This window comes from Rhizobium sp. 57MFTsu3.2 (assembly GCF_012932765.1).
Lineage (GTDB): Bacteria > Pseudomonadota > Alphaproteobacteria > Rhizobiales > Rhizobiaceae > Rhizobium > Rhizobium altiplani.
In genome coordinates, this window is the sequence record NZ_JDWI01000059.1 from 1 (window position 1) to 12,943 (window position 12,943).

A 12,943-nucleotide genomic window follows, 5' to 3' on the forward strand; every position below is an offset into this window, starting at 1 on the left:
ATGAACCTAGCAATGCCACCAGCATCATTGGAGAAGCTTGCCGAGTGCATGTCGGGAAGCACGCAGATGTCGAAGGACGATTTCGATATGTCGATGCCGATAAAGCGGCTAGTATAGGTCATGAGGCGATGTCTCCCTTATACGCGAGCGCGAAGCTCTCTCAACGGTTCGACGAAGCCTCGAAATGCGCAAAGGGTTCTGCTTTTTTACGAACGAAAGTTCAGGCCCGCTAGGACCAACCGCTCTGCGCATCGTCACTGCGGTGTTGCAATCACCTCAATCGCAAACGAGGCCGGTGCATCATAACCGATGCACCGGCCTCGCAATGTATAAGCCCCGCCGAAGCGGGGCTTGATGCTCAGCTTGCCTTTGGTGGCGCGGTGGTCCGCGGTGCGCCCGGATTGTAGCCGCCGCCGATGGCGACGTTGAGGGCGACATAGTCCTTGGCCATCTGCTGGATGGCTGCAGCAAGACTTGCCTGGGCCAGCGACACCTGGCGCTGCGCATCGAGCACATCGAGCAGCGAAGACGCACCGTCCTTATAGCTGGCGGTCGACAGTTCCAGGGTTTCCTGCGTCGTCTTCACCTGGGCGCGCAGCGCTTCCACAGTCTGGGCGTCGCGGCGCACCGCCGAGAGCGCGTTCTCGACCTCTTCGACAGCGCTTAGCACCGTCGATTTCCAGGCGAGATACTGCGTCTTGGCATCGGACTTGGCGATGTCGACATTGGCGCGCAGGCGGCCGCCGTCGAAGATCGGCAGCGTCAGGGTCGGGCCGAAGGACCAGCTGGTCAAGCTGCCGCCCGAGACGCCGGCCACCTTGACATAGCTCGGCGAGATCGAACCCGACAGGGTGATCGTCGGGTAGAGCTGCGAGATGGCAACGCCGATATTGGCGGTAGCGGCGGCGAGATTCCGCTCGGCGACGCGAATGTCGGGCCGGTTGCGGATCAGGTCGGCCGGGACGCCGGAGGCAATGCCGCCGCGGAAGATCGGCTGCGGTGCGCCCTTCAGGAGCTCACCGAGCAGTGAGCCGGCCGGCTGGCCGAGCAGCGTGGCGATGTGGTGGGCGGCGACTCGGATATTGGTTTCCAGACCGGGGATTTCGGCCTGCGTCGACTGCACCAGTCCTTCGGCCTGGACGACGTCGAGGCGTGAGGCGGCGCCGGCTTCGAGCTGGAACTTGGTCAGCTCGTAGGTTTCCTGGCGCGACTTCAGGTTGGCGCGCGACAGTGCCAGGCGCTCCTGGAAGAAGCGCAGGTCGATGTAGGAGTTCACCAGATCCTGCAGGAGGGTGAGCTTGGCGACGTCGGCGCTGGAATAGGCGGCATCAAGGCTTGCCTGTGCGCTTTCCTTGGAGCGGCGATACTGGCCGAAGAGATCGAGTAGCCAGGAGACGTTGGCTTCGCCGGCGCTGATGTTGGTGGCGCCGCCTGAGACGCTCCGCTCACCCATCGTGCCGCTCGTGGTGTGGCTGGCACCGACCAGCAGGCTCGGCAACGAACCGGCGCCGGCCACGGTGACGCCGCCAGCTGCGGCGTTGATGCGTTCTAGGGCCTGCTGTACCGAGAGGTTCTGGTTTAGTCCCTCGCCTACCAGGCCGTTCAGCCTGGTGTCACGATAAGCCGTCCACCACGCTGCCGTCGAGACGTCGCCTATGTTCTTGGCGCCGCCCTCGCTGAACTTCGACGGAAGCGGCATCTCCGGAGGAACATGATCCGGGCCGCTGACACAGCCCGCGAGCAAAAGCAGAAGCGCCGGAGAGGCAAAGCGAAAAGATGCCATTAAAAATCTTCCTGTAACTCGACCAAATCTATTCTTGTCAGAAGCCTTCATGCTTCGCTATCGGCCGCGCTTCGCTCAAATGAGAAACACCATCCCGAAGCAGTCGGCGGCAATGTATCAACGAGTCTCCTCTTCTCACAGTGCATTTATATCACACTCACGCTTCATTTTTTTGCGTCCGCGAGAAGATCCGGCGGATGACAACGAAGAATGAGGGGACAAAGAAGATGCCGAGAGCCGTTGCTGCGAGCATGCCGCCGAGCACTCCGATGCCGATCGCGTTTTGCGCTGCAGAACCGGCGCCGGTTGCGATTGCAAGCGGTACGACGCCTAGAATGAAGGCAAGCGATGTCATGATGATGGGGCGTAGGCGCAGGCGCGCTGCCTCAAGTGTCGCCTCTAGCAGTCCCATTCCCGTTTCCATTCTGTCCTTCGCAAACTCCACGATCAGGATCGCGTTTTTCGCGGCAAGACCTATGGTCGTAAGCAGGCCGACCTTGAAGTAGACGTCGTTCGCCTGGCCGAAGAACGTTGCGGCAGTGAGGGCCCCGAGGACGCCGACCGGTACGGCCATGATGACGGAGAACGGGATCGACCAGCTTTCGTAAAGCGCTGCCAGGCAGAGGAAGACGACGAGGACGGAGATCGCGTAGAGCATCGGTGCTTGCGAACCCGACAAACGTTCCTGGTAGGAGATACCTTGCCAGGCGACGGTGTAACCGCCGCCCAGCTGCGCGGTCAAAGCTTCCATTTCGTTCATCGCGTCACCCGAACTTACGCCCGGTGGGGACGCGCCGTCGAGCGGGATGGCGCTTACTGCGTTGAAGCGGGCGAGCGTCGGGGCGCCCTTGACCCATTCTGTGCGGGTGAAGGCGGAGAAGGGCACCATCTCCCCGCTCGAGTTGCGGGCATACCAATGATCGAGATCGTCAGGCTGCATGCGGAATGGCGCATCACCCTGCACGTAGACCGGCTTGATCTCGCCGTTCAGCGTGAAGTCGTTGACGTCGCGGCCGGTAAAGATCACCGAGAGCATCGAATTGACCGCGGAAATATCGACGCCCATCGCGCCGATCTTCTCCTGGTCAATGACGATCTTCATCTGCGGCTCGACTTCCTTGTTGTTGCTGCGGAGGGCAACGACCTTGCCGCTGGTGTTGGCCATCTGGATCAGCCGCTTCGAGGCAGCATCCAGCGCATCGGTGCCATGACCGCCGGTATCGACGAGATACATGGAGAAGCCGCTCGAGACACCGAGACCCTGGATCGCCGGCGGCAGCAGCGCGAAGACCTGCGCCTCGCGGAAGGTGAAGAAGGTCTTGAGCGCCCGCGTCACGACAGCCTGGGCATGCAGGTTTGGTTCCGTGCGTTCCGAGAAATCCTTGAGCTTGGTGAAAACGATGGCGCTGTTCTGGCCAGAGCCATTGAAGCCGAAACCAAGCGCGCCGAAGACGGACTGGACGGCATCCTTCTCGTTCTCGCGGTAGTATTTCTCGACCTTCTCGACGACAGCTTGCGTCTGCTGTGTCGTCGAACCCGGAGGGGTGGTGACGATGGTCAGCAGAACGCCCTGGTCTTCCTGAGGAAGGAACGAGCTTGGCAGGCGATTGAAGAGATAGGCGCAACCGACGCCGATAAGAAGGAAGACGAGCATGACGCGGATCGGCCGCTTCAGCAGGTAACTGATGGTCCTGACATAGCCGTTGGTGGAGCGTGTGAAGTTGCGGTTGAACCAGTCACCGATGCGGTGCTTCTTGTGCTCGCTTACAGGCTTTAGCATCGTCGCGCAGAGCGCTGGCGTCAGCACGATCGCGACGAGGGCAGAAAGCAGCATTGCCGAGACAATCGTCACGGAGAACTGGCGATAGATGATGCCGGTTGAACCGCCGAAGAAGGCCATTGGAATAAAGACGGCCGTGAGGACGAGCGCGATACCAACGATCGCGCCGGTGATTTCGCCCATCGACTTCTCGGTCGCTTCGAGCGGCGACAGCTTCTCTTCCGTCATGATGCGTTCGACGTTCTCGACGACGACGATCGCGTCGTCGACGAGGAGGCCGATCGCCAGCACCATGGCAAACATTGTCAGCGTGTTGATCGAATATCCCGCCATGGCGAGAATGCCAAAGGTCCCGAGCAGAACCACCGGCACGGCGATCGTCGGAATAAGCGTTGCCCGAAGATTCTGCAGGAAGATCAGCAGCACGATGAACACGAGAACGATGGCTTCAATCAGCGTGTGCACGACCTTCTCGATCGACAGCTCGACGAACGGTGTTGTGTCGTACGGATAGGTGATTTCCACGCCTTCCGGCAGGCCGCGGCTGATGGTGTCGAGGGCAGAGCGTACGCGGGCGGCAGTATCGATGGCGTTGGCGCCGATGGCGAGGTTGACGGCAAAACCGCTCGATGGCTGACCGTTGTAACGGGAGGAGCCGCCATAGCTCTCCTGGCCGATCTCGATGCGTGCCACGTCGCTGAGGCGCACGGTGGAACCGTCCTTTTCGACCTTCAGAATGATGTGCTCGAAGTCGGAAACGGTAGTGAGCTGGCTCTGCGCCGTAATGGTCACGTTGAGCTGCTGGCCTTCAACTGATGGCTGGGCGCCAAGCGATCCAACGGAAACCTGGGTGTTCTGTGCTTCGATTGCGGAGGTCACGTCGCCTGTCGTCAATTGGTACTTCAGCAGCTTGTACGGATCGAGCCAGACGCGCATGGCGTAGCCGGAGCCGAAGATATTGATGCTGCCGACGCCTTCCAACCGCTGGATCTGATCTTCGATGGACGTCGACATGATGTTGCCGAGGTCGACGGAACTGCGCTTGCCGTCGGTCGAAACGAGCGAGCCGACGAGCAGGATGCTCGACGTCGAGCGGGTGACGCTGATGCCAGCGTCAATGACATCGCCCGGCAGCTTGGACTGCACGAGCTGGAGCTTGTTCTGGACCTGAACCTGCGCGATGTCGGGGTCGGCACTGGTGCCGAACGTCAGCGAGATGCTGGCAGAGCCGGTCGACGAGGTCGAGGTCATGTAAGTCAGGTCGTCGAGGCCGGTCATGCCGTCTTCGATGATGGTCGTCACCGATTTCTCGACCGTTTCGGCACTCGCTCCGCGATAGGTCGCGTTGATCCGCACCGTCGTCGGCGCGATATCGGGGTATTGCGAAATCGAGAGCGTAAAGATCGCGAGCAGGCCCGCGAGCATGATCGTAATCGCGATGACCCAAGCAAAGATCGGGCGTCGGATGAAAAACTTGGCCATTGGCTTACTGTTCCTGTGCGGCTCTGATCACGGTTCGTCGCGAATTACTTCGCGGCGGGCTTCTGCGCTTCACCGGATGCGGCCTGATCAGCGGGCACGACGATGCCCTTGTCATTGATTTTCATCGGCATTGGCTTGACGGGCATGCCTGCCGTAATCGACTGCAGGCCACTGACGATCAGCTGGTCGCCGTCCTTGATACCCTCGGTCACAAGCCAGGCGTTGTTCGAAGGAGATGCGTTTTCGAAGATGCGGGTTTCGACCTTGCCGTCGGCTGAGACGAACTGCGCGGTCAGCTCACCATTTGCATTTCGGCTGGTGGCAAGCTGCGGCAGCGCATAGCCTTGCTCCGCGCCGAGTTCCAGCGTCGCGCGGACATACATGCCGGGCAAGATGATGTGATCTGGATTCGGGAAGCGCACGCGGATGATAAACGTCCCGGTCGTCTCGCTGACGACGGACTTCGACATGTCGAGCGTGCCCTTCTGGTCATATTCCTTGCCGTTTTCGAGGATGAGGCGGAAGGCGGCATTGCCGGCGTTGCCCTTGACCTCGCCGCTGCGGATCGCGTCGCGAAGCCGCAGCAGGTTGGTGCTCGACTCCGTCAATAGAATGTAGACCGGGTCCAACTGGCGCACGGTGGTGAGCGCCGTCGTCTGGTTGGCCGCGACGACGTTGCCGACGTTGTATGCCGTCTGGTCGATAACGCCGTCAAACGGCGCAGTGATCTTCGTGTGGTCGACATCGATTTCGGCGGCAGTCAGCGCTGCCTTCGCGGATTCGACCTCGGCCTGCGCCTGCAGAAGGTTGGTGCGTGCGGTCTCAAGCTCGATCTGCGTCGCGCCCGAGCCGACTAGGCGCTGGTAACGATCGAAATTGCTTTGCGCGCTGGGAACGCTGGCTTCGGCCTTGGCAATGGCGGCGCGCGCTTGTGCAGCGGTTGCCAGGTAAGGTGCGTCTTCGATCTGATAGAGGACGTCGCCCTTCTTGACTTCGCCACCTTCCTTGAAGGGGATCTCGCGGATGATGCCGCTCACCTGCGGGCGAATGTCGGCGATCTGCGAAGCCTCGGCGCGGCCAGGCAGGATCGTGGTGACGGGGAAGGTGGCCTTCGTCAGGGATATCACGCCAACCGGCGCGGCTTGCTGGGCGGCGGCTGCACCCGCGGCCCCGGCCGCGCCCTGCTTGTTGCCGCTGTCGCTGCATGCGGCGAGGACGCCGCCGATCGCGAGGGCGGAGGAAACGAGGAAAATGCGCCGTATCATAATGAATTCCTTGTGCGGTGGCGTCCGAACCAGTGACCTTCTTCAACAAGCAAGGCCGATCGTCGATCCAGAATCAAATGCCACTGATCCGAATTTAAGAAAGACTTTACGAAGTGACGTAAGTTATGAATCGTCACTTAGCAAGCGCTATTTTGCAGTGCGGCATCCACGAAAATGACGATCTGCTTTGCGCGCTGGACAAGTGTGTCCTTATCATCACGGGCGATCAGAACGGGATGCAGGACACTCGCCAGGACATCGGCAACGGTGTTGGCGGCATCTGCGGCGCTACTGCAGTGATAGCGACCTTCGGCGACACCTGCTCGTATGATTTCATCCAGTTTCCGGACGATGCGCTCCCTATATCGATTGCCGGCCTCGAGCTTGGCCTGCACCGTCATCAGGACCATTTCAAAGATGTAGGGGTTCTGCTGAATGTCCTGCAGGTGGCTGTCCAGCAGGCGCAAGACAAAGCGCAGCAACCGCTCATTCGGCGGTAGCTCATCGTCAAAGGTCGCGAAGCGGTCAGCTACATCGCCCAGATGGCGTTCAGCGATGGCATCGACGAGGGCAGCTTTCGAGCGGAAATGCTTGAAGACGTTGGCAGGCGACATTCCAAGCGCGGCAGCAATGTCGGCGATCGAAACGGCGACAAAGCCGCGTTGCCGGAACAACAATTCCGCCATGGACAGAATGTCTTCACGAGTCTCTTCGGCCTTACGTCTTGGCCTGCGTGCCATCCATTCCCCTGCCGGCACGAGGCCGGCCCCCAGTTTTCCAGATGCTAGCGCTAAGGACGGAAAGCCTGCAAGCTAATGTTGCAGGCTTTCTATGGCGCGACTTTAAGAGAAGTAGACGGACAGATTCTTGCGGACGCGCTCGACCGGCGTCGCGCCGCTGTCGTCGGGAACGAAGCGTTGCGCCGTGATGCTCTCGTAGGCCTTGATGTAGACCTCGGAGGTCTGCTGGATCAGTTCGACGGGAATTTCCGGGATTTCGTCCTTGTAAGGATCACAACGCTCCGCGACCCAGGCGCGAACGAAGTCCTTGTCGAAGCTTGTCGGGCGCGCGCCTGCCTCGAAACTTGACTGGTAGCTGTCGGCAAGCCAGTAGCGGCTGCTGTCGGGTGTGTGGATTTCGTCCGCGAGAATGATGTTGCCGTTCTCGTCCGTGCCGAACTCATATTTGGTGTCGACAAGGATGAGCCCGCGCTTGGCCGCAAGTTCCTGGCCGCGGGCAAAGAGAGCCAGCGCGTAACGCGAGAGCGTTTCCCATTGTTCCTTGGTCAAGAGCCCGCGCTCGACGATCTCGGCAGGCGTCAACGGTTCGTCGTGGCCGCCATCGAATTCCTTGCTGGTCGGCGTGATGACTGGGGTCGGGAGTTTCTGGTTGTCGCGCATGCCGTCCGGCAGTCGCATGCCGTACATCTCGCGCTCACCCTTCTTATAAAGAGTGAGGATCGAGGTCCCCGTGGTGCCGGCGAGATAACCGCGAACGACGATTTCCACCGGCAGGATATCGAGACGCTTGCCGATGACAACGTTCGGATCGGGATAGTCGAGAACGTGGTTGGGGCAGATGTCCTTCGTCGCCTCGAACCAGTAGCGGGCCGTCTGCGTGAGGACCTGGCCCTTGTAAGGGATGCAGGTGAGGATGCGATCGAAAGCACTCAATCGGTCTGTGCTGATGATGATGCGGCGCCCATCCGGCAGGTCATAGTTCTCGCGAACCTTGCCACGGTAGTAATTGGGGAGCTCTGGGAAATGGGCTTCGGAGAGGATTCGCACGGGCTCGACCATCCTTCTGCGTTGATCGGGAACTTTTCCCCTGCTCTAGTTCCATTGCCGGGGATGTCAAGCAAACCGGCTCCTAAAGCCAGAAGAGATAGATAAGAAGTAGGGTAAGACTATAGCTCAGCACGGTCAGAGGCGCGCCGGCCTTCAGAAAGTCACTGAAGCGGTAGCTTCCGATCCCCATGGCAAGCGTATTGTTGTGGTGGCCGAAGGGTGTCAGAAAATCCAGCGAGGCGCCCGCGGCGACGGCGATCAGATAGGCCGATGGAGAGTGATGGCCGCCTGCTGCGAAGGCAACGGCGATGGGGCTCATGACGATTGCGACAGTCGCGTTGTTAACAAAAGGCGTCAGGAGCATCGACAGAAAGAGAACAAGCGCCACCCCCACGGCGGGTTCGGCCAGCGACACCATGGAACCCAGCGCCGCCGCGATGAGTTGGGCGGTGCCAGTTGTCGCGACGGCGGAACCGATCGGGATCATTGCGCCGAGCATGATGATGATCGGCCAGTTGAGATCAGCCATCGCCTGGCGAATGTTGAGGTAATTTAGGAGTGCTAGGACAAGCACGACGCCTGCAAAAGCAATATCAGGCGTCACGAGTTCGAAGGCCGTCGCGGCGACGCCTGCGGCGAAAATGGCAAAAGGCTGCCAGGACGATGCGGACATTCGGGACGGCGGCTGCGACGCCAGCGGGAGGCATTCGCACTCCTCCAGCGCTTCGGCGATCGCCCTTTGCTCGCCCTCCAAGACCAGAATGTCGCCGATCGACAGTTGCAGGTCGGCGAAGCGCCCCTCGATCCGTGGCGAGCGCATGGAGAGTGCCGATATCGTAACATCGCGGCTGCTGAACACCTCGAGAGAATGTAGCCGCGAGCCGACCAACGTGCTTTCCGGCATTACGACGGCCTCGACGTAATCGAGATCGGCAGAATCTGCGCTCGGGTGGCGCTCCGGAAGCAGGGTTCCGGACGAGTAAAGCCTATCAAAGACTGTCTCGTCTGCTTCGGCCAATAGCAGGTCGCCCGCCTCGACAACCAATTTGTCGGGCGTGCCGAAAACAAACTTGCCGTCACGCACGAGCGTATGCGGCTGCAGCGAGAAGCGATCCGGCAGGTCCGAAAGCCGAGCACCGATCAGCGAGGAGCCCGGTGGGATATGTCGTTCGGTGATCCTGCGTCGCGGTGGTGAAACCGGCTCAGCGGAGAGCGCCTCTCCATCCTTTTTCGGAAATAACCGCGGTGCAAGCCACGCGGTCATGATGATGCCGACGACGGCGACCGGCAGCCCGACATAGGCAAAGTCGAAAAGTCGAAAGCCGCTGCCGTTTGCGTTTGCCCAGGCGTTGCTGACGAGCATGTTCGCGGGCGTGCCGATCAGCGAGACGATGCCGCCCAGGAGCGCGGCAAAGGAGATCGGTATAATCAATTGCCGTTTGGGTATCGCGAGCAGGGCACTCACGCGCAGCGTCGCCGGCAAAGCGATCGAAAAGGCGCCGATGTCGTTCATGAAGATCGAGATGAAGCCGGTTGCGCCCGACAACGTCGCGATGACGGCGATATCCGAAAATTTGGCTCGCACGAAAAAATCCGCGAGCTGATCAAAAAGCTGCGCCCGTGCAAGGACCTGTACGATGAGCAGGATCTCGACGACCGTGATGACCACCGGGCTTGCAAAACCGGAGAAGATCTGTTCGGCGGAATAGAGGCGGAGGGCATATCCGGCGAGCAGCCCGGCAATCGCGACCACTTCGATACGAAAACGCTCCAACGAAAACAGGATGAGCATCGCAAGCAGGAGGATCAGCAAGGATGCTTGCTCGAACGTCATGGTTTGCCCCGAACCTCAATCCATCAAGAGACTGTAGCGGTTCGGCTCGCACTGTATAGAGCGAAATGTTGCAATCCGCGCTCCACGCGACCGTGCATTCAGACTGCGGGGCGGCGCCAGGTGCCGGTCTCGGTCATCTCCAACATCGGGGTAGAAAAGACGCCGACTGTTCTTTCCCGCCATTGCGGTCCGACAGCATCGAGCGTTTCGCACCAGCGGCGGGACTGCAACATGGCGGCACCGATCGCAACAGGCTCAATGCCGCAGCCGGCAAGAAGCTGCAGCCCGGAAACGATCGAAGTGCCACTGGAAATGACGTCGTCGATCAGCGCAACACGCCGACCCTCCAGCAGCGGCAGCATGCGAGGATCTATATAAAGACGTTTCTGTTGGGTGGGGGTGGTAATCGAGATGAGCGCCACGGACAGGTCGTCGCGGTACCAGAACTTTCGGGACGTTCCGAGCGGCACATATCGTGTATGCCCCAGCTTCTGCGCCACGGCGGCTGCGAGCGTCAGGCCAAGGGTCGGTAGGCCGGCAACAACTTCCACCTCGAAAGGCTCCAGTTTCTCGGCAAGCGATCGAGCCAGGACATCGAGAACCTGGAAGCTTGCCTGGTTGATGATCAGGGAGGCCAGCGCATGCTGCCCGTCTGCCAACACGCGTACAGGCAGGCGAAGCTGCCGCCCATCATCCAGTTCGGCGATATAGGACGCCGAGACATTGCCGTCGCTTCTAAAGGTGCCCGGGCTGTGGATCTCCTGCCAAAACTCGTGCGCCGCCAATTCCGTCATGCACTCAATTCCATCTTGCCGTTTCCACGCCGGAACTCTGGCGCAATTCTCTTAGTTCCGCATCCGTCAAGGCACGCACCGCACCCTTTGGCAGCTCGCCGAGCGCCAGGCCACCGATCGCAACGCGCACGAGACGGAGGCATTCGACATCCAGGGCTTCCAGCATGCGGCGGATCTGGCGGTTGCGGCCCTCATCGAGTTCGACCTCGATCCAGGCATTCCTGTCGCCGCTCCTCAACAGCGTCGCCGACGTCGCCTTCAGAATTTCGCCGTCATGGCGGACCCCATAAGTCATCTGGGCCAGCATCTCCATGTCCATGATCCGGTTGACCTGGACATGGTAGGTCTTGGTGACATGGGTGAGCGGATCGAGCAGCGCCTGCGCGAAGACGGTATCGTTGGTAAAAAGCAGCAAGCCTTCGCTCGCCTTGTCCAACCTTCCGACCGGCGAGAGGTGCGGAGCCTCGAAATCCTTGAGGCAGTCGTAGACGGTCGGCCGGCCCTCGGGATCATCGCGCGTCGTGACCAGCCCGCGCGGCTTGTTCAGCATCAGGTAGATCTTTGCCTCGGCGACCACTTCGGTACCGTCGACGCGGATCTTCGCGAATGCCAGGTCTACCCATGCGGAAATATCGGTGACTTTGCGTCCATCGACCGACACGCGACCTTCCAGGATTAGCCGTTCGGCCTGCGTGCGCGAACAGTGCCCGAGCTTGGAGAGCGCACGCGGCAAAGTTACCCGCTTGCCGGATGTCTCCCCGTTCGGTCTGGCGCGTTCGCGCGATTTCTGAGGTGAGCGCCGCTGCCTCACACTGTTTCTTCCCGTCATTGCCGTTGATCAGGTTCTGACATGAACAGGGTCACGATGCCAGCAAGCCATCGACAAAACGCGGGGATAATAAGAGGTTCAAAGTGCTGCGTGACGAAAGCGCAAAAAGCGAGATGGCGCTTTGCGCGCCATCCAATTCGTCTTGGGGAGAGGGCAGAAAGCCTCAGTGGCTGGCCATGTAACCGGCGAGTTCCTGACGGCTGATAACGACACCTGCCGCTGCCTTGGCGGGGTCCGGATGGGTGTAGGACAGGGAAGGCAACTCGGGCAGTTCGAGAGCTTGACGCGTGTTCATGATGCCGACAGCCCTGCGGCCGTTGACGCCATCAACGCTGACTTCGACTATAAAATGGGCTCCCTTGCACTCCACGAATAGTCCTCCCTCTTATTCTACCGGCCGTAGTAACGGCAAAACTTGGTTTTTCTAAGACCAAAGTATTACGAGCCGCACTAAACTTCGGATCACTGCGGCTCGCGATGAATGCGGGGCGTTTCCGCTGTCACCATATCAGCGCCACCAATGACGTGGTGGCTCTTGACTGCCGGCCAAGAGATAGCCGGCTAGAAAGCCGATCGCACCGGCGAGCGCCAACGCGGTCGTCGTCGCAGCAGGATGCTCGCGGGCGGCGCCTGCGGCAGCCACACCTTCTGCCCGGATCTGCGCTACCGCGCTCTTCGCGCGGGGAAGGGCGTCCTCATAAGCCTTGCCTGCCCGGTCACGCACCTCATAGTAAGCCTCTGCGCCCTGCGCCGAGATCATTTTCTGCAGGCGGGACACTTCTTGCTGGAGTGCGGCGATATCCTTGCTGACGGATGCTCTGATGTCATCGGTAGTGGCAGCCATGTCTTTCTCCTTTTTCTTACACGAACGAGAACACGAAAGAGCTGCGATAGGTTCCGCGAGATTTGATCCGTAAGGGGGCAGATGATCCAGTTTCGCGGAGTTTCAACCCTCCAGCGCCGCTTTTGCGCGAGCGGGAAGGAACAGAACTTCGCTGATAGGGCACTACACGACCATCTGATCGAGGAATTTGGAGCCCCGTTGGAGGGCCGTTCAAGATCCCAAACGCGGTCTCTAGAAAATCCCACTTGAGAATCAATCTGTTACAAAAATGTCAAAAAACTTTGTCTGGCGCTGTTGACTTAGAAAAGGGGTAGGATCTATAAGCCCCCTCACTGAACGAGGGCGGCGGCGCTGCTGGCGACGAAGTCCTTCGCTCTTAAGTTTCTTTTAAGATTGGCTTAGTTGCTGATTGGTTCCTTGGACTTTTTGGTTTGAGGCGAGGAAATTCGACCGGGGTATCTGGTCTGTTATTTGACAATTGAAGATGAGAAGAAAGAGAAACGTGGGCGGCGGAGCTTGCGGGACCGGAAGAGATTTCGGTTCTT

10 protein-coding genes are annotated in these 12,943 nt (G+C 59.9%); all 10 read right to left on the reverse strand.

What is annotated here, in order from left to right:
* Window positions 1-358: 358 nt before the first annotated feature.
* Window positions 359-1,783, reverse strand: a complete 1,425-nt coding sequence (locus AF71_RS30625) for an efflux transporter outer membrane subunit (protein ID WP_018860333.1) — start codon at window positions 1,781-1,783, stop codon at window positions 359-361.
* 157 nt (window positions 1,784-1,940) lie between these two features.
* Window positions 1,941-5,045 carry an efflux RND transporter permease subunit gene (locus AF71_RS30630; protein WP_018860332.1) on the reverse strand — a complete coding sequence of 1,035 codons (3,105 nt, stop codon included), beginning with the start codon at window positions 5,043-5,045 and terminating at the stop codon, window positions 1,941-1,943.
* A 44-nt stretch (window positions 5,046-5,089) separates the two neighbouring features.
* Window positions 5,090-6,310 (reverse strand): efflux RND transporter periplasmic adaptor subunit, encoded by a 1,221-nt coding sequence (locus AF71_RS30635; RefSeq protein WP_018860331.1) that lies wholly within the window; start codon window positions 6,308-6,310, stop codon window positions 5,090-5,092.
* A 137-nt stretch (window positions 6,311-6,447) separates the two neighbouring features.
* Window positions 6,448-7,050 (reverse strand): TetR family transcriptional regulator, encoded by a 603-nt coding sequence (locus AF71_RS30640; protein ID WP_018860330.1) that lies wholly within the window; start codon window positions 7,048-7,050, stop codon window positions 6,448-6,450.
* A gap of 102 nt (window positions 7,051-7,152) precedes the next feature.
* Window positions 7,153-8,097, reverse strand: a complete 945-nt coding sequence (locus AF71_RS30645; protein WP_026372222.1) for a phosphoribosylaminoimidazolesuccinocarboxamide synthase — start codon at window positions 8,095-8,097, stop codon at window positions 7,153-7,155.
* Between the two features lie 82 nt (window positions 8,098-8,179).
* A complete protein-coding gene (locus AF71_RS30650; protein WP_018860328.1) occupies window positions 8,180-9,931 on the reverse strand; it encodes an SLC13 family permease in 1,752 nt (583 codons plus the stop codon).
* A 98-nt stretch (window positions 9,932-10,029) separates the two neighbouring features.
* Window positions 10,030-10,725 carry a phosphoribosyltransferase gene (locus AF71_RS30655; protein WP_169684463.1) on the reverse strand — a complete coding sequence of 232 codons (696 nt, stop codon included), beginning with the start codon at window positions 10,723-10,725 and terminating at the stop codon, window positions 10,030-10,032.
* 4 nt (window positions 10,726-10,729) lie between these two features.
* Entirely contained in the window at window positions 10,730-11,536 is an 807-nt protein-coding gene (locus AF71_RS30660; RefSeq protein ID WP_026372221.1) for a pseudouridine synthase, read from the reverse strand.
* Between the two features lie 181 nt (window positions 11,537-11,717).
* A complete protein-coding gene (locus tag AF71_RS30665) occupies window positions 11,718-11,924 on the reverse strand; it encodes a hypothetical protein (protein WP_037218028.1) in 207 nt (68 codons plus the stop codon).
* Between the two features lie 138 nt (window positions 11,925-12,062).
* Window positions 12,063-12,398: a hypothetical protein gene (locus AF71_RS30670; protein WP_018113492.1), complete on the reverse strand. Its 336-nt coding sequence runs from the start codon at window positions 12,396-12,398 to the stop codon at window positions 12,063-12,065.
* Window positions 12,399-12,943: the final 545 nt, after the last annotated feature.